The organism is Candidatus Binatia bacterium, from assembly GCA_029243485.1.
Taxonomy (GTDB): domain Bacteria; phylum Desulfobacterota; class Binatia; order UBA12015; family UBA12015; genus VGTG01.
In genome coordinates this window covers 1-21,196 of record JAQWRY010000049.1, presented here as the reverse complement: position 1 = coordinate 21,196, position 21,196 = coordinate 1, and the positions used below count along the sequence as shown (strand labels likewise).

22 protein-coding genes are annotated in these 21,196 nt (G+C 65.9%); 12 read left to right on the top strand and 10 right to left on the bottom strand.

Annotated elements, in window-relative coordinates; all coding sequences use genetic code 11:
• Positions 1-179: 179 nt before the first annotated feature.
• The 6 genes from P8R42_13870 to P8R42_13845 form a co-directional block, all read right to left on the bottom strand.
• Positions 180-980, bottom strand: coding sequence for an enoyl-CoA hydratase/isomerase family protein (locus tag P8R42_13870; GenBank protein ID MDG2305702.1), 801 nt, complete (start codon positions 978-980; stop codon positions 180-182).
• Between the two features lie 52 nt (positions 981-1,032).
• Positions 1,033-2,670, bottom strand: coding sequence for a class I adenylate-forming enzyme family protein (locus tag P8R42_13865; GenBank protein MDG2305701.1), 1,638 nt, complete (start codon positions 2,668-2,670; stop codon positions 1,033-1,035).
• Positions 2,671-2,737: 67 nt separating this feature from the next.
• Positions 2,738-3,088 carry a hypothetical protein gene (locus tag P8R42_13860; protein MDG2305700.1) on the bottom strand — a complete coding sequence of 117 codons (351 nt, stop codon included), beginning with the start codon at positions 3,086-3,088 and terminating at the stop codon, positions 2,738-2,740.
• A 139-nt stretch (positions 3,089-3,227) separates the two neighbouring features.
• The gene (locus tag P8R42_13855) at positions 3,228-3,350 is read right to left on the bottom strand and encodes a hypothetical protein (GenBank protein ID MDG2305699.1); all 123 of its coding nucleotides are present in this window, start codon (positions 3,348-3,350) and stop codon (positions 3,228-3,230) included.
• Positions 3,351-3,352: 2 nt separating this feature from the next.
• Complete coding sequence (locus P8R42_13850; protein MDG2305698.1) at positions 3,353-3,673, bottom strand: hypothetical protein; 321 nt, start codon at positions 3,671-3,673, stop codon at positions 3,353-3,355.
• Positions 3,674-3,831: 158 nt separating this feature from the next.
• A complete protein-coding gene (locus tag P8R42_13845) occupies positions 3,832-3,984 on the bottom strand; it encodes a hypothetical protein (GenBank protein ID MDG2305697.1) in 153 nt (50 codons plus the stop codon).
• A 112-nt stretch (positions 3,985-4,096) separates the two neighbouring features.
• On the opposite strand from P8R42_13845, the gene P8R42_13840 reads away from it, so the two are divergent.
• The 4 genes from P8R42_13840 to P8R42_13825 all read left to right on the top strand — a co-directional run bounded on the left by P8R42_13840 (position 4,097) and on the right by P8R42_13825 (position 6,908).
• Positions 4,097-4,318 (top strand): hypothetical protein, encoded by a 222-nt coding sequence (locus P8R42_13840; GenBank protein MDG2305696.1) that lies wholly within the window; start codon positions 4,097-4,099, stop codon positions 4,316-4,318.
• Between the two features lie 92 nt (positions 4,319-4,410).
• Positions 4,411-4,932, top strand: a complete 522-nt coding sequence (locus tag P8R42_13835; GenBank protein ID MDG2305695.1) for an isochorismatase family protein — start codon at positions 4,411-4,413, stop codon at positions 4,930-4,932.
• A 66-nt stretch (positions 4,933-4,998) separates the two neighbouring features.
• Positions 4,999-5,898: a 1,4-dihydroxy-2-naphthoyl-CoA synthase gene (locus P8R42_13830; protein MDG2305694.1), complete on the top strand. Its 900-nt coding sequence runs from the start codon at positions 4,999-5,001 to the stop codon at positions 5,896-5,898.
• Between the two features lie 167 nt (positions 5,899-6,065).
• The gene (locus tag P8R42_13825; GenBank protein ID MDG2305693.1) at positions 6,066-6,908 is read left to right on the top strand and encodes an SMP-30/gluconolactonase/LRE family protein; all 843 of its coding nucleotides are present in this window, start codon (positions 6,066-6,068) and stop codon (positions 6,906-6,908) included.
• Between the two features lie 398 nt (positions 6,909-7,306).
• On the opposite strand, the gene P8R42_13820 is transcribed toward P8R42_13825, so the two are convergent.
• Positions 7,307-7,831: a DUF2238 domain-containing protein gene (locus tag P8R42_13820; protein MDG2305692.1), complete on the bottom strand. Its 525-nt coding sequence runs from the start codon at positions 7,829-7,831 to the stop codon at positions 7,307-7,309.
• 58 nt (positions 7,832-7,889) lie between these two features.
• Here P8R42_13820 and P8R42_13815 point away from each other — a divergent pair, with 58 nt between their 5' ends.
• The 5 genes from P8R42_13815 (at position 7,890) to P8R42_13795 (ending at position 14,619) form a co-directional block, all read left to right on the top strand.
• Complete coding sequence (locus tag P8R42_13815) at positions 7,890-9,692, top strand: hypothetical protein (protein MDG2305691.1); 1,803 nt, start codon at positions 7,890-7,892, stop codon at positions 9,690-9,692.
• Positions 9,693-9,921: 229 nt separating this feature from the next.
• On the top strand, positions 9,922-10,431 hold the full coding sequence (locus P8R42_13810) for a hypothetical protein (GenBank protein MDG2305690.1): 510 nt from the start codon (positions 9,922-9,924) through the stop codon (positions 10,429-10,431).
• Positions 10,428-12,095: a DUF1592 domain-containing protein gene (locus P8R42_13805; GenBank protein MDG2305689.1), complete on the top strand. Its 1,668-nt coding sequence runs from the start codon at positions 10,428-10,430 to the stop codon at positions 12,093-12,095. Before P8R42_13810 ends, P8R42_13805 begins: the two co-directional genes overlap by 4 nt.
• Positions 12,092-13,429 (top strand): DUF1552 domain-containing protein, encoded by a 1,338-nt coding sequence (locus P8R42_13800; GenBank protein ID MDG2305688.1) that lies wholly within the window; start codon positions 12,092-12,094, stop codon positions 13,427-13,429. Before P8R42_13805 ends, P8R42_13800 begins: the two co-directional genes overlap by 4 nt.
• Positions 13,430-13,440: 11 nt before the next feature.
• Positions 13,441-14,619 carry a hypothetical protein gene (locus tag P8R42_13795; protein ID MDG2305687.1) on the top strand — a complete coding sequence of 393 codons (1,179 nt, stop codon included), beginning with the start codon at positions 13,441-13,443 and terminating at the stop codon, positions 14,617-14,619.
• A 3-nt stretch (positions 14,620-14,622) separates the two neighbouring features.
• Here the strand turns inward: P8R42_13795 and P8R42_13790 are convergent, their stop codons facing one another.
• Both P8R42_13790 and P8R42_13785 read right to left on the bottom strand, forming a co-directional pair.
• The gene (locus P8R42_13790) at positions 14,623-15,534 is read right to left on the bottom strand and encodes an SMP-30/gluconolactonase/LRE family protein (protein ID MDG2305686.1); all 912 of its coding nucleotides are present in this window, start codon (positions 15,532-15,534) and stop codon (positions 14,623-14,625) included.
• Positions 15,535-15,571: 37 nt separating this feature from the next.
• The gene (locus P8R42_13785; protein MDG2305685.1) at positions 15,572-16,801 is read right to left on the bottom strand and encodes an MFS transporter; all 1,230 of its coding nucleotides are present in this window, start codon (positions 16,799-16,801) and stop codon (positions 15,572-15,574) included.
• 188 nt (positions 16,802-16,989) lie between these two features.
• Here P8R42_13785 and P8R42_13780 point away from each other — a divergent pair, with 188 nt between their 5' ends.
• Complete coding sequence (locus P8R42_13780) at positions 16,990-18,198, top strand: serine hydrolase (protein MDG2305684.1); 1,209 nt, start codon at positions 16,990-16,992, stop codon at positions 18,196-18,198.
• A gap of 30 nt (positions 18,199-18,228) precedes the next feature.
• On the opposite strand, the gene P8R42_13775 is transcribed toward P8R42_13780, so the two are convergent.
• Complete coding sequence (locus P8R42_13775) at positions 18,229-19,128, bottom strand: SDR family oxidoreductase (protein MDG2305683.1); 900 nt, start codon at positions 19,126-19,128, stop codon at positions 18,229-18,231.
• A gap of 316 nt (positions 19,129-19,444) precedes the next feature.
• Here P8R42_13775 and P8R42_13770 point away from each other — a divergent pair, with 316 nt between their 5' ends.
• Together P8R42_13770 and P8R42_13765 are read left to right on the top strand one after the other, a co-directional pair.
• A complete protein-coding gene (locus P8R42_13770; GenBank protein ID MDG2305682.1) occupies positions 19,445-19,690 on the top strand; it encodes a hypothetical protein in 246 nt (81 codons plus the stop codon).
• 62 nt (positions 19,691-19,752) lie between these two features.
• Entirely contained in the window at positions 19,753-21,162 is a 1,410-nt protein-coding gene (locus P8R42_13765) for an aldehyde dehydrogenase family protein (protein MDG2305681.1), read from the top strand.
• Positions 21,163-21,196: the final 34 nt, after the last annotated feature.

The window sequence follows — 21,196 nt, the reverse complement described above, 5'->3', positions numbered from 1 at the left end:
CGAAGGCCAACGCTTCTTCTCCTCCGGAAAACGTGTCGAATGGAAGAAGAGGTGAGGGGGGACGTTGGTTAGTCACGCGCCAAATGTTTAGTCGTCACGATCTCGCCGACGGCTCGGGGCGCAAACCGACAACGGGGTGACGACTAAACATTTGGCGCGTGACTAACCAACGTCCCCCCTCACCTCTTCTTCCATTCGACACGTTTTCCGGAGGAGAAGAAGCGTTGGCCTTCGGCCATGTTGGCGGGGTCGTGGGCTTGGGCGAGGTAGAGCTTGCTCTGTTCGAGGGCGCGGGAGCGCGGGTGCTCGGTAGTGGACCAGGCCGCGTAGACGGTGCCCTGGATGCTCTTGGCCGGACGCTCGGCGATGGTTTCGGCGATCCAGCGGGCGCGGTTCTGCAACTCGTCCTTCGGGCAGACCTCGCTTACGAGGCCGATCTGATGGGCGCGCTCGGCGGACATGCGTTCGTGAGCGCCCAAGAGCTGCATCCGGAGGAGCTCGCCGAGCGGAATGCGGTAGCCCATGTGGACGGTCTCGTAGGTCGCGACCATTCCGTAGGTGACGTGCGGATCGAAGAAGGTCGCCTCCTCCGTGCAGATGATGATGTCGGCCTCGCCGAGCATGTAGAATGCACCGCCCGCGGCCATTCCGTTCACCGCAGCGATGATCGGCTTCCAGAGATCGTTGCTCTTCGGGCAGAGATCGTCGCCGACGTCGTCGTAGTGCACGTAGCTGGGCGCGGCGGCGGGGGTATCGTCGCCCATCGCCTCCTCGCGATCGATGCCGGTGCAGAACGCGCGATCACCGGCGCCGGTCAGAACGATCGCGCGGACCGAGTCGTCGTGCCGCAGGTCACGCCAGACCTTCTTCAGCTCGGCACGCATCTGCAGGTTGAAGCAGTTCAGCCGATCTGGGCGATTCAGGGTGACCCAGGCGACGGACTTCGCGACCTTGTAGTCGATCATTTCAAAGGCACTCATGGGACAGAACGCTAGTCCCGCGCGGAGGCACCCGCAACCGTGCGTCCGGGACCTACGAGAACCGTTCGAGAAGCCGCTTCTTCAGAGCGCGAAGGTCGACCTTGCCACTCGCGAGCCACGGCAACTCCTTCGAGTCCGCGAGAACCGCCAAATGGCGCGGCACCTTGTACGACGCAATCTCTTCCTTTACCCGCGCGCGCAGCGCATTCGGCTCGGCATGCGCACCCGGCCGAAGCACCACCGCCGCCGCGATGTCCTCACCCCGATCTGCGTGCGGCAACCCCATCACGTACGCCGACGAGACCTCTTCGAAGCCCTCGAGGACCAGCTCGACTTCGCGCGGTGTGACCAGCGTCCCGGAGGATTTGATCTGGTCCCCCATGCGCCCCTTGTAGTGAAAGTGTCCCCGCTCATCGAAGAAGCCGCCGTCGCCCGTGCGATACCAACCGTCCCCGGCAAACACGGTCGACCGCTCCTTCTTGTAAAGACCGTCCATCAGCGAGTAGCCGCGCACCCAGAGTTCACCGAGCGCCCCCGGCGGGACCGGAGCGCCCGTCACCGGGTCGACGACTCGATGCTCCACGCCCGGTACCGAATGCCCGTACGAGCCTCGCACCTCCGACGCCGGCCGCAGCCCGACCGGCTGAATCGTGTGCGGCCCGAACGTCTCCGTCATACCGAGCGACTGCGCCCGCTCCCACGCCCCCTCGGTCTTGGGCACGAGCCCATCGCCCGGCGAATCCCGAATGGAGGAAAGATCTCGGTCGGGGAACGACGGATGCTCCCGCAACGCCTTGCTCACGTGAGGCCAACCCAGAACGTGCGTCACTTTCTCGCGTTCGAGCCGCTCGAGTGTCGTCGCCGGATCGAAGGACTCCTCGAACACGACGGTCGCACCCGCGTGCATCGCGGCGAGCAGCGTGAAGCTCAGTCCGCCCACCCAGAACAGAGGCATCGGCGCGTAGACGACGTCGCCACGACCGAAATCGTGAAACTGTAGAAGGTTGTGCGGATGCCGCACGACCGTAGCGTGGCTGTGAATTGCGCCCTTCGGATCCGACGTGCTTCCCGACGAATACACGACGAGTTGCGGGTCGGCCGGCGCGACCGACTCTTCCGCCGCTCCAAGCACGTCGTCGCCGATCGCGCGGCCCCGCTCAGCCAGCTCCCCCACCGCGCCGCACCACGACCGATCCGCCGGATCGAGCGTCCAGACCGATCGAAGGTACGGCAGCGAAGGCAGGCAATATGCCTCATTGTCCTGCCCCGCGAGACCGGGCGCGGCACCCTCGAGGCGCTCGAGATAATCGTTCCCGAGATGCCGATCGATCGTGAGCAGCATCTGCACGTCCGCGTGACGTAGAACCCAACCGAGCTCACGTGTCTTCCAGTACGTGTTGAGAAGCGACACCAGCCCGCCGATCCGGGCCGCGGCGAGCCAGCAGACGATCCAATCGGGACGGTTCGGCGCGAGAAGTCCGATCCGCGTCCCCTTGCGAGCTCCGGCCGCGAAGAGCCCCTTCGCAAGCTCCGCCGACCTCTCTTCCGCCTGCCGGTAGGTGAGGCGCTCCCCGTCCAGCACGGCGAGCGTCGCGTCGCCAAACTCACGTGCGACGTGACGAATGAACTCGCCCGCCGTCGCCCGATAGTCGGGGAACGAGGGCTCTGCAGGGGAAATAGGTTCGGGCATGGAGCAGTCTCGGCGGGATCCTAGGCGCCGCGGAGCGAGACAAGCAACTCGTCGGGCCCTCGATCGCTCACAGCGGCGTAATCCCCGGCTGCAGTTCCCGCCTGCGAACCCAGGTCGCCTCGACCTCCCGCCCCTGCTCGAGGACCCGGAGCATTCCCTGCGGTCCCTGGCGGGTGAACACCAGGGCGCCGTGCAGGGGGAGGAGAAGATAACCCTCGTGAAGCCCCACTTTCTCGGCGAAACAGTCGGGAAACGCGGCTGTGATCTCGAGTCCCGTACCAACCTCTTTCGCGTTGAATCCCGCGAACGCCCACGGCATCGAATGCCGCGCTACCAGGACCCCGCGGTCGAGGCACAACAAGAGGTCCGCGATGATCTGATCGCCCCCGATCGTGAACGACTTCAGCGATGCCTTCACCCATGCCGGGAAGCACGACCGTCGCGTTCGTGACGGATTCGAGACTCACTGAGATCTCGGTTCCCTTGCAGGGTTCGTTGTCCTTGATGACGCTCAACCGCTTCCCGGACTCGACCTCCACGACCGTGCCCGTCGTATCCTACCCGGAAATCCACCACGACGCGGCAGACTTCTTCTGCCCCTCGAGGGACTCCCAGACCTTCTGGACCGGGTGCTCGGCGACGAACTCCGCCTCGTACCGATCGTCCTTGAACGTTCCCATGCTCAGTCTTCCTCTGGGTCGGGATAAACGGCCAGGGCAACCCGGAAGCCCCGACCTCGTCGCGCTCCATATTTGGCGAGCATCGGCCCAACAGCCGCGAGGTACTCCTCCATGAACGCCGACCGCGCCTCTTCACTTTCGAGGCGGACTTCCGCTTCCACCGATGCGGTCGGAATCTCCTCACCGTCGAACGCGGCGCGATCGAGCAAGCCACTCGCATGTTCCTGGAACCGCTCGCCAAGCTCCACGAGGTGATGCAACGAGACCTGATCGCGCAGCACACCGGCCCGACGTTCGTCGCTCCACCCAACACGCGGCGACACGACAAACGTACCCGCCTGCGGACCGGATGCGTGAGGGGGTCTACCGCGGAGGGATCCGTCAGGGTCTGGGCTCGGGCGTCCATGCAAGTCCCATGGACAGTCTTTTCATTCTCGACAAAAAATCTTTTCTTCCAGGGAAACCTGAGCAAACCCCAGGCCTAAGCGACCCCTTCTGCCCGACCGATGCGACGTTCATGCCCGGAATCCGAGCCCCCCTGCACGAACACGAACTCGCCGACCAACCGAATCTGCGTGGCTCGTTTGACGGTGCGGTAACCGGTCGACACGAATCCGGCCTCCGCGAACCCCATCGGAACGACAGCAGCACGATCGGTGTCGGTGAGATCCCGTATGTCGTTGCACGATCCGGCTCGTTGCGCATCACGCCGGAGACCGGAGCGATTGCCGAGGCCTCGATCCACGATGCGACCGGCGGGCGGGGGATTTCTGAATCAGCTTTGGCAACAAGGCGCCCTGTTCGCAACGACGGCCGCCAAAACGTACATCGTCACCTACGACGAAACCGACAATCCGCCCGAGCTCGTGCGGCAGGGCTATCTGCGGCTCGACATCGGCATCGCAGCGACATTCCCGCGCGAGTTCGTCACGCATACGTTCCAGTTCGAGACGACACCGGGCTCCTGACCGCCCGCCGCCCACGCCTTCGCCGCGGCGCGTCGCTGTACGTCGCCGCTCGACGCTTGCCCGGCCGGCCCGATCCTTCTAGCCTCGCACTCATGGACGTTCTCGTGGTCGTCGACATGCAGGAGGACCTCCGGCTCGGTCCACCCAAGTACGATCTCGCAGGAGTGGTGGAGCGCATCAACAGACTCGCGCGGCGCGTCCGCGATCGGGGCGGCGCCGTCGTCTTCATCCAACACGACGGCGGCGAGGGCCAGGACTTCAAGCCCGGCACGCCGGGTTGGGCGCTTCTGAGCACACTCGACCGCGATCCGTGCGACCGCATCGTCCACAAGACCCTCAACGATCCGTTCCACGGAACGACGCTCGAGCAGGAGCTGATCGCACTCGGTGCCGAGCGCGTGCTCATCTCCGGGTGGGCGACCGACTTCTGCGTCGACGCGTGCGTGCGCTCCGCAGTGGCCTGCGGTTTTCCGGTCGTCGTCGTGAGCGATGCCCACACGTTGGCCGACCGCCCTCACCTGCCCGCGCCCCGGGTGATCGAGCATCACCAGTACATCTGGACCGACCTCATCGCCCCCTCCCCCCTGCGCCTCGCGACCGAAGCCGAGCTGTAATTCTCCCGGAAGGGTGCGGCGCGCCGCTCCACCGGTATGCTCACACTCCCCAAGGGAGGAATGACGATGGTTTCGGAGCTCTTCAACGAATCGCGGTGGCAGCAGATCCCAGGATTCGACTTCAAAGACGTCACGTATCACCGGGCCGTCGACCAGGGCACGGTGCGGATCGCCTTCGACCGGCCCGAGGTGCGCAACGCCTTCCGCCCGAACACCGTCGACGAGCTGTACCGAGCCCTGGAAGACGCGCGGATGACGACCGACGTCGGCTGCATCCTCCTCACGGGCAACGGCCCGTCGCCGAAGGACGGCGTTCGCGCCTTCTGCTCGGGCGGGGACCAGCGGATCCGCGGCCGGGACGGTTACAAGTACGCTGACGGAGAGCAGGCCGCGAACATCGATCCGGCCCGCACCGGACGCCTGCACATCCTCGAAGTGCAGCGGCTCATCCGCTTCATGCCGAAGATCGTGATCGCGGTCGTCCCGGGCTTCGCGGTCGGCGGCGGCCATAGCCTGCACGTCACGTGCGACCTCACGATCGCCAGTCGCGAGCACGCGGTCTTCAAACAGACCGATACCGACGTCGCGAGCTTCGACGGAGGCTTCGGTTCGGCGTACCTCGCCAAGCAAGTCGGCCAGAAGTTCGCGCGCGAAATCTTCTTCCTCGGCCAGAGCTACTCCGCCCAGGAGGCGAAGGACATGGGGATGGTGAACGCGGTCGTGCCGCATGCAGAGCTCGAGGAGTTTGCGCTCGGGTGGGCGGCCGAGGTCAACACCAAGAGCCCGACCGCGCAGCGGATGGCCAAGTTCGCCTTAAACCTGATCGACGACGGAATGGTCGGCCAGCAGGTCTTCGCCGGCGAAGCCACGCGACTCGCGTACATGACCGATGAAGCCGTCGAAGGTCGTGACGCGTTTCTCGAGAAGCGCCCGCGCGACTTCTCGAAGTTCCCCTGGCACTACTGAGCGGGAACGCGCTCCCAGAGCAGGCGAAGATCCAGGCACGCCATCGAGGCGGTCAACACCAGATTGTCGCCTTTGAAGCCTTGACCGAAGCCTCTGCCCGAACCGGCCGAACCTGGACCGGCCGAGCCCTTGCGCCATGCACCACCGGGAGGCCAGAGTGCCAACCGATGCAGAAACCCGAAGTCCTCCTCGCCGATCTCGCCTTCGCCGAAGGCCCCCGCTGGCGCGACGACCGCCTGTGGTTCTCCGACATGCACTCCGACCGGGTCCAGACCGTCGACCTCGCCGGCAACGTCGAGACCATCGTCCACGTGCCGCACCAACCTTCGGGGCTCGGCTGGCTTCCCGACGGCACGCTGCTCGTCGTATCGATGCTCGACAAGAAGCTCATGCGACTGGACGATGGCGCCCTCAGCGAAGTCGCAGATCTGTCTCCGTACGCCACCTGGCACTGCAACGACATGGTGGTGGACGCGCAGGGCCGCGCGTACGTCGGGAACTTCGGTTGGAACATCGAAGAATCGCAGGTTCCCGTCGGAGCTTCGCTCGTACTGGTGTGCCCCGACGGAGCCACCCGCGAGGTCGCCAAGGATTTGATCTTCCCGAACGGCACGGTGATCACGCCCGACGGCAAGACCCTGATCATCGGCGAGACCTTCGCCGCGCGACTCAGCGCCTTCGACATCGCGGACGACGGCTCGCTGTCCGGCCGGCGAGAGTTCGCCGCACTCGACGGCTCGGTGCCCGACGGAATCTGCCTCGACGAAGAAGGCGCGATCTGGCTCGCGTGCCCCATGAGTGCGCAAGTGCTGCGCGTTCGCGACGGCGGCGAGGTCACGCATCGTATCCCCGTTGAGACTCAGGCGTTCGCCTGCATGCTGGGCGGACCGCAACGAAAACACCTCTTCATCTGTACGGCGAAGAACTCCAAGTCGGCCGAGTGTCGCGCCGAGCACACCGGCCGAATCGAAGTCGTCGAAGTGGACATACCGGGCGCCGGTCTGCCGTAGACCGCCGGGTCGATCCCCTACCGCCCCCACTCTGCCGGCCGCGGGAACTCGCGCCTCTGCCGCCGCCGCAAGCCCCACCCCGAACCCCTGAAGGAACCGCCATGTCGATGACGCACGAAGCAATCGAACCGCCGCCTCTCGGCTATCTCGCCCTCGAGGGACGCGCCGCGTTCGAGTTCTCGATGTACCTCGCGGCGCTCCCGCTGTTCGAGTTCGCGCCGCGTGGAGACGGACATCCCGTTCTCGTCCTCCCCGGGTTCACCGCGAGCGACATGTCCACCCTCGCCCTGCGCCGCTTTGTGCGACGTCGTGGCTATCACGCACACGGGTGGCGCCTCGGCCGGAACCTCGGGCCCTCGACGCGCGCCGTGACGGGCCTCGGCGAGCGGTTCGAGGCCCTACGCAAGAAACACGACCCCCGACGCCCCGCCTTCGAGATCCGCATAGATCCACTCGATGATCTCGTAGATCGCGGCGACCGAGAAGATCGTCGCGACCGGGAAGAGCAACACGACCCACGTCGCGCGCGCCAGCTTCTTGCGGAACAACAACTCAGCCATTGGGTACGCGTAGAGCCCGACCGAGAAGTGCGCGACCCGGTCGTAGTGGTTCCGCTCGAAGCCGAAGAGATCGGTGACGAGCCCTAACGGCACCCGCTCGAACGTGTAATGGCCACCGATCGTGTGCGTGTAGATCAGGACCGCCATCATCCCGTAGCTGATGTCGCTGAAGCGGAACCGGCGACCGATCCGCAGGGCGATGCGAGCGGTCCGGGCCCGCCCAGCAGGGACGCAACGCCGGGAGATGCCAACTCCGTCCGCCTCCTTGCGCGAACGCCCCATTTTCGGGCTGAACAGCCCTCCCTGGCGGCCGCTTGGCGGGTTTCCGGCTCCCCCGATCAAACGCCATGTGGTACATTCCATCTATTCAATCGTTCGATCTGATCGAAATTGAGACCGTCCCACCGGAGGATTCTGCCGCATGAAGCTACTTCGCTACCGTTCACTCGTCGTTCCGATGGCCCTCGTGGCTCTGTTCACACTGGCCGCCTGCGGCAGCGACGGGAGTTCGACGACGAATTCGTCCGACCCGGGGCCCACCGAGCCCGGCCCGACCGACCCCGAGCCCACGGATCCGGAACCAACGGATCCCGAGCCGACCGATCCCTCTGCTCCGGCAGAGTGTGACGGCGTCGCGTTCGACAGTACGTTCGATGCGGTCCAGCAGGTCGTCTTCGACGGCTACGACTGCAACAACCTCACGTGTCACGGCTCCGATACGGCGTCCGGCGGTCTCGACCTGACCGCAGGCAACTCGTGGACGAGCCTGCACGACGTTCCGTCGGTCATCAGTGCGGATCTCCGAGTCGCCCCCGGCTCCGCCGTGCGCAGCCTGCTCTATCAGAAGCTCGCCGCGGCGACGCTCGGCGAAGACGCCGTCGGTAGCCCAATGCCGATCGGCCGCGAGGCTCTTTCGGAGAACGACCTGAATCTCGTTCGCTGGTGGATCTACGGCGGCGCACCGGAAACCGGCGTCGTCCTCGACGCGGCCGAGTTCGTGCCGGGCTGCTTGCCCGAGGCCGAGCCGATCAGCATCAAGCCTCTCGACGCACCCGCGGCCGGCGAAGGCATCCAGATCGAGATGCCCTCATTCCGACTCCCGCCGGGCCTCGAAGTCGAGCGCTGCTTCGCAACGTACTTCAACGTGTGCGATCAGGTTCCCGCCGAGTTGCTCGAGAGGAACGAAGATCTCGGCGTCGACTTCTTCCCGTTCGACAGCCGCGAGCTGCGGATGGATCCCGGCTCGCATCACATGATCCTGAACTACTCGATCGTCGATCCTGACCTGTGGGAGGACCCGTCCTGGGGCGGCTTCGCCTGCTCCATCGGCGCCGACGAAGGCAAGGCCTGTGATCCGCGCGATTCGTCTGCATGCAGCGAAGGCCACTGCGTCAGCAAGTTCCGCGAAGGCTTCACCTGCGGCGGCTACGGCCCGTCGGTCCCGGGTGCCCGCCGGAGTTTCTTCCCGATCGGAGGCGCACAGCGCGCCCAGGACTTCCGTCAGTACCCCGAAGGCGTGTTCAACCAGATCCCGTGCGAAGGCATGCTCTTCTGGAACCCCCACGCATTCAACCTCACGGTCGGCGAGCAGACGACCAACGCGCGGCTGAACTACTACTTCGCCGATGCGGACAACATGGTCTACGCCAACCAGGGAGGGCTCACGGGCCCCATCTTCATCGCAGACAACGCTCCGTTCACGACGGAGACGTACTGTTCGGACTTCACCCTGCCCCAAGGCGGCCGGGTGTACGAGCTCTCCTCGCACACGCACAAGCACGGTGAGTACTTCACGATCGAGGCCCCGGACGGGTCTCTCCTCTACGAGAACTTCGTCTACAACGATCCGCACGTAGAGCTCTTCGATCCGCCCCTGGAGTTCGACTCCGAGGACCCGGCCGAGCGACGGCTGCACTTCTGCTCGACGTACAACAATGGCGTCAACGACGACGGGACACCCAACGTCGATGCCGTGACGCGCGCGTCGCGCGTTCCCCAGAGCGCGCGCGTGCCCGGCTCCTTCGGCACCTGCGTCCCGGTGGCGTGCGTGAACCCGGGCATGATCGGCGAGGCCTGCAACGGGGAAGACGACGATGCGAGCTGCGACTCGTCCCCCGGCGCCGGCGATGGCGAATGTGACGCCTGCCACATCACCGGCGGGGAGAGCACCGAGAACGAGATGTTCTTGATGCTTCCAGCGTACTTCGTCGTTCCCGTAGAGTAAACGTCTCATCAACGACCGGGGTCCGGCCCGAAAGGGCCCGGATCCCGGTCGTCGGACGTCCTTCAGCAAGAGTGCCGACCCACCGGATCACCAACCTCAGCCGCGGCCCTCGCCGTCGCGGCGAATCCCTCGAGCGGCCAACAGCGTCGCTTCAGGGCGACGAACACGCGGAATTGAACGGAAGGGCCCGCAGCGACAGGATGAGTCTCAGCGTGCCATGTTGGAACTGATGGAAGACCCGGCGTATCGCCATGTACTGCTCAACCACATCCCCGTGACGGGACTCGCGGTGGCTTGGGTCGTCCTCCTCGTCGGGCTCCTTTCCCGCGAGCGCACCACCCTCCTCGCAGGACTGGCGCTCGTGGCGGTCACGGCCGCATCGGCATTCCTGGTGATTCCGGCGGGAAACGACGCCTACCCTTTCGTGTTCGGCGAACTCGACGGCGACGGCCAGGCCTGGCTCGACCATCACACGCACCTGGCCGACACGTGGGGCGTCCTCCTGTATGCGAACTCCGTCCTCGCCGCCCTTGCGATCGGATTGGGCGTCTGGCGACAGAAGCTCCTGCTTCCATCGGCAGCCGGCGTCACCGCGGCGACCATCGCGAGCCTCATCGCCGTGATCGCGATCGCCGATGCAGGCGGCAAGATCAAACACCCGGAGTTCCGGCTGACCTACCCACCGACGCACGACACGTCCCCGCGCGACATGCAGGCGACAGGGAGCGGCACCGGATGAAGCGCTCTCTCGGAATCCTGGCCTCGCTCATCGTGGCGCTCTCGCTCGGCTGCACTGGCGGGAACGCCCCCGAGACTCGCGGCGGGCCGGTCGCGATGCGTCGCCTCACCCCAGCGCAGTACGAGCACGCGATCGCCGACACGTTCGGCCCCGACATCGAGGTCACCGGACGCTTCGAGCCCGACAACCGCAAGGATGGCCTCGTGGCAGTCGGAACGTCCATCGTGACCGTGTCCCCCGTGGGCTTCGAGCAGTACGAAGCCATCGCCGGCAACGTCGCGCGGCAGGTGGTTGGCGAGGAGCGGCGCGAGACGCTGATCCCGTGCACGCCGGAGTCACCCACCGCTGCGGATGCCGGCTGCACCGCGGAATTCCTACGGGCCTACGCGCCGCGCCTCCTGCGCCGCCCCGTCAGCGACGCGGAGATCCAGCTCCGCGTCGACGTCGCGGGCGCAACCGCGGACGCGAGCAACGACTTCTACGGCGGACTCGAGCTCGCACTCACGAGCCTCCTCGTCGCACCGGACTTCCTGTTCCGGGTCGACGTCGCGGAGCCAGACCCCACGTCGCCCGAGCGCCTACGCCTCACCGACGTCACCCTCGCCTCGCGCCTCAGCTACCTTTCGTGGAACAGCGGCCCGGACGAGGAACTTCTGGCGGCCGCCCAGCGCGGCGACCTTTCCGACCCCACCCTGCTTGCCGCGCAGGTCGATCGGCTCCTCGCGTCACAGCGCTTCGAGGACGGTACACGCGCGTTCTTCGAAGACCTCTACCGCTTCGACGAGTTCCGAGACGTCGGGAAGGACCCCGTCCGCTACCCGGTCTACACGAGACAGCTGGCGCTCGACGCGAGAGAGCAGACCCTGCGGGTCGTCGTGAACCATCTCGTGAACGAGCGCGGCGACTACCGCGACCTCTTCACCACGCGGCGCTCCTTCATCACCCGGACGCTCGGGCCTCTCTACGGCGTCCCCGTGCGCTCCCGGGAAGGCTGGGAATCCATCGAGTTCCCCGAGGGCCACCCGCGTGCCGGGCTTCTCACGCACGCCAGCTTCAACATGCTGCACGCGCATCCGGGTCGCAGCTCACCGACGTTGCGAGGGGTCTTCCTGCGCGAAGCACTCCTCTGCCAGAGTGTGCCGCCCGCACCCGCCGACGTCGAGTTCGCCCTCTTCAACGACGACGACAACCCCGAATACAAGACGGCGCGCGACCGCCTGGCCGCGCACGCCTCGAGCCCGACGTGCCGCAACTGCCACAAGCTGTCGGACCCGATCGGCCTCGGGCTCGAAGTGTTCGACGGCGTCGGCAAGTACCGCACGACCGAGAACCAAGCACCGATCGACACGAGCGGCGATCTGGATGGATCGTCGTTCGCCAACCACGTCCAACTGGGGCAGGCCTTTGCGCAGAGCCCCCTGATCGGACCGTGCCTCGTCGACAATCTCTATCGATACGGAGTCGGCCGAGAACCCATCCTGGGCGAACGCGCGATGCTTCGCGCACTGGCGAAGAGTTTCGCCGCATCCGGATACCGCCTGCACGACCTCATGCGAGAGATCGCCCTGAGCGAGGGCTTCCGGACCGCATCCGAACCCCGTAAGGCCCGAAAGGGACCCGCCACACACGCCGAGGCCGGCCAGGCCAAGGAGGGAGCCGCATGAGCCCCATGATCGATCGCCGCCGCTTTCTGAGAGGAGCCGTCGCCGGTGCCGCCGTAACGGTCGGCATTCCGCTCCTCGACGTCTTTCTGAACACGAACGGAGACGCACTCGCGTCCGGAGCCCCACTGCCCCGCCGTTTCGGCACCTGGTTCTGGGGCTGTGGAATGAACCCCGCGAGATGGAACCCGACCGCGACCGGACGAGACTTCGATCTCCCGCCCGAACTCGCCCCCATCGCACCGGTGCGCGAACACCTGAGCGTACTCAGCGGCTTCAGCGTCATCCTGGCGGGCGAGACGAACCAGGTGCACCGAACCGGCGCGATCGGCTCGCTCACCGGCGGCGCGCCATCGAAGCCCACGGAGATTCCCGCCCCCACTCTGGACATCGTCATCTCCGACGCGATTGGCGATAGCACACGGTTCCGGTCGCTCGAGATGGCCGCGACGGCGAACCCCAAGCACACCTACAGCCGACGCAGCGAAAGTGTCGTGAACCCGAGCGAGCCCTCGGCACTCGGATTGTACACGCGGGTCTTCGGCTCGGGCTTCCTCGACCCGAACGCCGCCGAGTTCACTCCGGACCCGCACGTCCTACTGCGACGGAGCGCCCTCTCCGTCGTGAGCGACGACCGCAAACGCCTCGAGGCGAATCTCGGCAACAGCGACCGGGCCCGACTCGACGAGTACTTCACGGCACTCCGCCAACTCGAGCGGCAATTGGAGATGCAACTCGAGCAGCCGCCGCCTCTCGAGGCGTGCTCGGTTCCCGGCGCACCCGCCGAGACGCCCGAGAGCCTCGACGTCGACGACGTCGCGAAGAACCACCAGCTAATGGCCGACACCCTTGCTCTGGCGCTCGCCTGCGACCAGACCCGCGTCTTCAACGTCGTCTTCTCGAACGGCGCATCGAGCCTGCACCAGAAGGGCAGCAAGGACACGCACCACACACTGACCCACGAAGAACCGCGCGACACCGAGCTCGGCTACCAGCCCAAGGCGACGATGTTCGTGCAGCGCTCGATGGATGCGTGGACCTCATTCGTGCAAACGCTCGCGGCAGTTCCCGAGGGCGACGGAACGCTACTCGACAACTGCCTCGTGATGGCGCACTCCGAGACGTCCGACGCGAACACCCACAGCGTGAACGGGCTCCCGTTCATGTTGGCCGGTCGTGCCGGGGGCCGCGTGAAGCCTGGCGTGCACGTTCGCGGGGTCGGCGACAGCACGGCGCGCGTCGGATTGACAGTGCAGCAAGCGATGGGACTGAACGTCGGCCGTTGGGGGCAGCGTTCGAACGAAGCATCCCAGCCGATCAGCGAAGTCCTAGCCTAGGAGCCTGGCCCATGCGCGCCCGAATCGTCCTTTCGTCCATCGCTCTCGCCGGGCTCTGCGCCTGCACGCCGGCAGAGGACGGCAAGCCGCCGCCCGCCGCCGCACCGGCCTCCGAACCGGCACCGCTCGCGGCACCCGTCGCGGAGGCGCCGACGTCGAACGGCGTCCGGGGCTACGTCGTATCGAGTTGGCGGGACGAGATTCCGCGCAAGGTCGACCCCGCGTGGTGCCCCGGAGGACTCAACAAGAGCGAGCTCGAGTTCAACGGGATCACCAAGGAGGACTTGAGCGCCGCGTACAAGGCCGGAGGCCGGGAGGCCGCCGACAAGCTCTTTCCCACAAACGGCTGCATCGACCCGGCAGGCACAGACGATCCCGGCTTCAACCTGGTTCAGGGAGTCGGCCCGGTCGCGATCGCCGGTCTGGATCTCGACGGCGCCGACTCCAAGGCAGAAGGCGGCTCCGGCTGCGCGCACGATGACTTCATCGGCCCCGACGGCGAAACGGGGATCGACAACCAGCACTGGCGCCTCATGGGCTGCGTGGCCGCGTACCAACCTGGCGGGCTGATCGACAACCTCTACGAAGCCAATGGATTCGTAGACGGGAACGCCGCGCCCGTCCTCATCGAACTCACCGGGGTCGACAACCTCCGGAACGACGACGACGTCGAGCTACGGTTCTTCTCTTCAGGTGACGCCGTCACCTTCGACGCAAGGGGGAAGGCCCTCCCCGACGCCACCATGACCGCCCACGATGACCCACGGTTCCACTCGAAGCCCGTCGCGGCAAAGATCGTCGATGGCGTGCTCACTTCCGAACCGACCGCTGACCTCTACATCAAGGTGAAGACCCAGACGATGGACAACGAGTTCCACTACCGGGACGCCCGCGTGCGCGCCGAAGTTGCCGCCGACGGAAGCCTGAAGGGCCTGATCGGCGCCTATTGGGATGGCGACAACCTGTACGATGCGATGAACCGCCAGTACATCGGCGAGAACCACGTCGGACGGATCGCGGCGATCACTCGCGGCTACATGTGCGCCGGGATGTACAACGCCATCCCGCGCATCGCCGACGGCCACCCCGACCCCGAGACAGGGAAGTGCACGTCCGTATCCCACGCCGTGCACTTCGAAGCCGTGCCGGCATTCGTGGTCCTCCCGCAGCTCGCGAAGGCGCAGCCCTAAAGCCTAAGGAGGAAACCCGTTGCCGCGGACCGGAGCGGCGATGGCGTGCACCATGTCGCCTGCCGTCACGTAGATCGTTTTCCCATCCGTGCCGCCGAAACCGCAGTTCGACGGGGCTCGGGGCAACTCGACCGTCCCAAGTTCGGCGCCATCAGGAGAGAACACCTTCAGCCCCGGCGCCGAAGCAACGAAGAGGGTACCATGCGCGTCGATACACATGCCGTCGGCGATGAGGGCCTCTCCGAACACTCTTCGATTCGAAAGGGCCCCGTCAGCGGCAACGTCGTACGCGTCGACGTGACCGCCGAACGTCGACGCGACGTACAACGTCAGCTCGTCGGGACTCAAGACGATTCCGTTCGGTGCGCCATCGTCCTGAGACTCGAGAAGCAGCTCTCCCCAAGGGGCAAGTCGGTAGATTCCCTCGACTCCAAGCTCTGGGACCGAGAAACCGAAATCCGGATCCGTGAAGTAGATCGTTCCGTCCGACCGGACGGCAATATCGTTTGGGGAATTGAGTATTAGGCCATCGTAACGATCCGCGAGAATAGTGAGCGCGCCCCCCTCCTCCCGGCGCACGAGGCGCCGGTTGGCCTGGTCGGTGAGCAAAAATCGTCCTTCGAGGTCGAATGCGAGACCGTTGGCCTGGCCCACGTCGACCTCGACGATCTCGACGGCCCCCAATCGCGTCAGGCGGTGCACCCGCGACGCCGCGAGGTCGGTGAAGTAGAGCAACCCCTCGTCCCGACTCCACGTCGGCCCCTCGACGAAACCGAAGCCCTCGGCGACCGTCACCGGCGCACCGAGATCCGCGAAAGCAAATGGGGCCTCGGCGTCTTGCGCAGCGTCACCGCACGCGGAGAGGAGAGCAGCTAGAAGCAACGGCGCGATCGAGCGGAGGCAGGAAGTCTTCACCCCGGAAGTTCACACAGTTGGCTGGGCCGCCGGCAAGTCAGCCGCGGGCCGGATGCGTCTCGCGGATCAGAAACGACAAGCAGAACGCGAGTACGAGGCTCGCCGGGAAGACGGTCAGGGCCCCGGCGAACTCCCTCGCGCCGGGCGGCAGCGTGTCCCCCATCCAGAACCCGGGGAGGAACTGTAGAACGGTCACGCCGAGAAAGCCGAACGTGTTCACCACACCCATGACCGCGCCCCTGCTCTCCTGTGACGCATTCTCCGTGGCGACCGCGAACGCCAGAATGTTGCCTCCGCTTCCCAGGCCGAAGCCGAACATGAGTGTCCACACCAGCGGCAGCGGCAGCTTCGGCGTGTAGAGAATGAGTGCGAGGAACACGAACGTCACGACGATCGAGAGCTGGATGACGATACGGCGACGCGCGAGCCGGTCTGAGATCCATCCGGCGAGCGGCGCACCCGCCGCCATTCCCAGGAAAATCCACGAGTTCGCCGCAGCCGCCGCGGGAAGATTGCGGCCGAACGTTTGCAGGAAGGGAATGTCCCACAGCCCAGCCATCCCGAGCAAAACTCCAAGGCTCAGCGCGTAGAACGACGCGATGACCCAAACCTGTGGCGTGCCCGTGAGCTGGGAGAGAGCCCGCCCCATCGGCGGCGACTCCGCCTCGCCGGCCGGGTCCCCCGTCGACTCCGGCGCGTCCCGCACGACGACCCACAACACGACAGCAAGTACGACCCCGAACGCACCGGCACCGTGCATCAACGTTCGCCACGACATGACGTCGAGCAACGCAGCAAGTCCGCCGGCCCCGAACGCCGCGCCGAGCATTCCTGCCATCTCAGCGAGCCCGACGAAGAACGCGAAGCGCGCGACCGGCAACCAGCGCGCCGCGAGAAATCCCGTCCCCACGAACGCGAACGAAGCGCCGAGCCCCATCGCGAGCCTCCCGACGCCCGCAACGGTCGCCGTGGGCGCGAGCCCGAACACGAGCGTGCCCGCCGAACACACCAGGCACGACGCGGTCATCAGCCGGCGAGGACTTCCGCGGTCGAGCAGCAACCCCACCGGGATCTGCGTCGCCGCGTAGGCGATGGAGAAGAGCCCCGTCAGCAGGCCGACGCCGGCCGCACCGATGCCGAAGTCGCGCTCCATGTCGTCCGCCAGAACCCCGGCCGAGACCTGCAGAACGAACTGATAGACCACGAACAGAGCGGAAACGCCCCAAACCGCATACGCCCTCTTCGAGCCACGTACCGAGTCACTCATACGACGGCTCCTCCCCTACGCCAGTCCTGCACGCGTGCAAACCCAAACGCCAGGATGCCTCCGCTCTTCCGATTGTAGTGCGCCTGCCGCGACCCCTCGGAAGCGGATCCATCTCGGTCCCCGCAGCCAACGCCCGACGGCGGGGCCGGCACCGTGCACCGCATCGCTCCCGCCGTTACCCTTTCGGGATGCTCCAGGGAACGATTCACCCCGATTTCTCAGACGTCGCGACCACCATGCGACGCATCCTCCCCTCGAAAGGCCCCGGCGGCGCAGCGGTTTGCGTCTACCACAAGGGCGAAAAGGTAGTCGACGTCTGGGGGGGCACCCGCGACAAAGAAGGCTCTCCCTGGGAAGAGGACACGATCAGCATCTCGTTCTCGACCACCAAGGGTGTGGCCTCCACCCTGCTCCACATTTACGCCGACCGCGGGCTGATTGACTACGACAAACCGGTTCGCGAGTACTGGCCCGAGTTCGGACAAGCGGGAAAAGAGAACCTCACCGTCCGCCAACTGATGTGTCACGAAGCCGGCCTCTACGCGATCTCCGAAATGGTCGATCACGCGTCGGAGATGCTCGACTGGGACCAGATGATCGCCCGCCTTTCCGCCGCGCGGCCGCGCCATGCGCCCGGAACCGCGCACGGCTACCACGGCCTCACGTACGGCTGGCTCGTCGGCGAGATCGTCCGTCGCGTCACCGGAAACCAAAAGACGTTCGCGGAACTCATCGACGCGTCGATCGCCCGTCCCCTCGGCCTCGACGGCCTGTACTGCGGCGTCCCCGCCGATCAGATGTTTCGCTGTGCAGAACTGATGGCCCCCGCATTCGATCTCCCGCCCGAGAAGCGCAAGCGCAACACCCAGAAGAGCTGGGACAACGCCCGACTCTGGGGCAAGCGGCTCTCGAAGGTCGGCATCCGATACAACCCCGTCGAGTCCCTCGAAGCGCTCATCCCGCCGGGCATGGACGAACTCAGCTTCAACGACGAAGCGTTCCGCGCCGCCTCCATCCCGGCCGCGAACGGCATGTTCACCGCCCGCTCCCTCGCCCGCATGTACGCCTGCCTCGCCCAGGGAGGCGAGCTCGACGGCATCCGCCTGCTCTCGCACGACGCCATCCGCCAGGCCAGCGAAGAACAGAACCGCGGCGCCGGCCGCGTCATCCCGATCTCGATGCGATGGCGCCTCGGCTACCACCGCGTCTTCGCAGTGCTCGCCCGCGTCCCCGCCGGATTCGGCCACTTCGGCTTCGGTGGCTCCGGCGCCTGGGCCGACCCCCAGCGCCAACTCTCCGTCGCCCTGACAGTAAACAGCGGCGTAGGCACCCCGTTCGGAGACTCCCGCATCGCCCGCATCGGCGGGGCTGCGGTTCGCGCGGCCGATCGACGCTAGCGGATCATCGTCGAGATGCCGACGCCCCTCTTAGTCCAGCTTCAACCCGAAGTGCCGAGCGAACCCCTCGTAGTATTCCGCGTCGCCCTGGGCTCGGCCGAGGTCGACCCAGTCTTCGTCGGACATGGCAGTTCGGCCGGCTGCGATCTCGGCCGAGCCCCACGAGCAGGTGTAGCGTAGCTTCGGGTCGGGGTCGGCGAGAGCGGCGGCGATCGTGGCGGCAACTTCCTCCGCCGGGGTCGAGGCCTCGATGCCCTTTGCGTAGAACTGGAGCATGCGTCGATACGCGGCTTCGTAGACGGTAGGCGTCGGGTAGGTTCCGTTCTTCGGGAAGATGGCGGTGCGGGTGACGCCCGGTTCGATCACGATGACGCGGAGGCCGAAGGGGGCGATCTCCTGGGCTAGGTTTTCGCTGAGGCACTCGACGGCCCACTTGGAGGAGGAATAGACGACCTGCCCGAGGGCGGCGATTCTGCCTGCGACCGAGCTCACGTTTACGATGTTTCCAGAGCCACGCTCACGCATCTTCGGCAGCGCCGCTTGGATGCACCGAATGATGCCCCAGTAGTTCGTGTCGAAAACGACCTTCGCGTGGTCGATATCGAGATCTTCGGTGGTCGCGTTGCAGCCGAGACCCGCGTTGTTCACGAGGACGTCGAGGGCGTCGCACTCCGCATGTACCTTCTCGAAGGCACTTCGTACGGAATCGGCGTCGGTCACGTCGAGGGCGACGGGCTCGACGGCGACGCCCGCTTTGGCGGCGAGGCCTAGGAGCTTCTCCGCTTTCTCCACGCTGCGCATGGCCGCGAAGACGCGATAGCCCTCTTGCGCGAGCGCCAGAGCCGTGGCGCGCCCAATTCCGGAATTCGCTCCTGTGACGAGTGCGGTTCGCATACCCACCACGTTCGCCGGGAAGACCTCGCTCGTCAAGGCTCCCTCGACAATACGAAACTATACATGCCAACCGGTTCCGCGTGACGATCGAGCGCGACGAGTTGGGATTTGATGCCCCCGCCCCCCTGGGCCACCCCGGGCGTGTCGGTCTTCCCTCCGCCCATTCGACCGGCCCCGAGGTGGGCGAGACATTACCCGATATCGAAATCCCCGATGCGTCGGGCGCCGCATCCGATTTCACGAGGATCGATCCGGAGCGAAGAGTGTCGTACTCTTGTATCGCTCCGCCGTTTGGTGACCACCGTGTTGGCCGCAGCTCGGCGAGGTTCGGTACCAAGCCTGCACCGACGACGTGTGCCTCCTCCCGAAGACCGAGACGTTCGCGCTGGACGTCTCACTCGACGTGATCGACATTCCCAACATCGCGCTGCACCACGGGCACGGCCAACGCGCAGGCACCTACGACGGCACCCGTTACGTCGTCCGCCTGGCGGCTCGGAAGATCTCCCGGCACCCCCTGGGATTCCTGAAATTCATCGAAAAATCCATTCGTTTGGAGCTCGCCGCCCGCTCCCGACGAGGCCGCACCTGGGGCTGACCCGCTTCGCTCCGTCCGCTATACAACGGTCGTAAGGCCACCCTGCGTGGCGAGGAGGAAACATGACTGCCACTCAGCTGAAGGCCATTCCCGCCCCCCACTCCCCGGTCGACGACATCCCACCGATTGTCGAGCGGATGCGTGCGACGTTCGATTCCGGCAAAACCCGCCCGCTCGCTTGGCGACGGGGGCAGCTGAAGGGCGTCCTTCGGTTCGGCAAGGAACAAGCCGAGCGCCTCGCCGAAGCCCTGCACGCCGACCTCGGGAAGCCGGCGATGGAGGCCTACGCTGCCGACATCGCGCAGGCCTCGAACGAGGCGAAGCTGGCGCTCAAGAACCTCGCGAAGTGGACCAAGCCCGAAGCCGTCGGCCGCGTGCCGTTCCTCGGCCGCTCCGTTCTCATGCGTGACCCGCTCGGCGTGGTGCTCATCATCGCTCCCTGGAACTACCCCGTCGGGCTGCTGCTCTCGCCGCTGGTCGGGGCGATCGCCGCCGGCAACACCACGGTCTTGAAGCCGTCGGAAGTCACAGCGCACACCTCGGCGGTGCTCGCCGAGATGCTTCCGAAGTACCTCGACCCCGACGCGGTCGCCGTCGTCGAAGGGGGCGTCGAAGAAACGACCGCCCTGCTCGACCAGCGCTTCGACCACATCATGTACACCGGCAACGGACAGGTCGGCCGCATCGTGATGGAAAAGGCCGCGAAGACCCTGACCCCCGTAACGCTCGAGCTCGGTGGGAAGAGCCCCTGCATCGTCGACCGCACGGCCGACCTCGAGATCACCGCGCGCCGCATCGCGTGGGGCAAGTTCATCAACTCCGGCCAGACCTGCATCGCGCCCGACTACGTGCTCGTCGAAGAGAGCGTGCGCGACGAATTGATCGCGACGCTCGAGAAGACCGTGAAGAAATTCTACGGCGACGACCCGCAGAAGACGAACGACTATGCGCGCGTCGTGAACGAGCGCCATCACGGTCGACTCACAAAGCTCCTCGAAGGCCAGGAGATCGCCTTCGGCGGCAAGACCGACGTCGACGATTGCTACATCGAGCCGACTGTACTGAAGAACGTCTCGCCCGACGCGGAGATCATGAAGCAGGAGATCTTCGGCCCGATCCTGCCCGTCCTCAGCGTGCAAAACATCGACGAGGCGATCTCGTTCGTTCGCGAGCGAGAGAAGCCGCTCGCGCTCTACATCTTCACCTCCGACGAGGCGACCGAGAACAAGGTCCTCGAAGAGACGAGCTCGGGGGGTGCCTGCGTCAACGGCACCGTGATGCACATCGGCGACTCCCGCCTGCCGTTCGGCGGCGTCGGCGAGAGCGGCATGGGCGCGTACCACGGACGCAGTAGCTTCGAGACGTTCACGCACCGCAAGGCCGTACTCAAACGCGGCTTTCGGTTCGACATGAAGATGATGTACCCGCCCTACACCAAGTTCCTCACGAACATGGTGAAGAAGAGCGTCTGACGTCCAGCGGCCGCCTCTCGACCCTCGGTCGAGA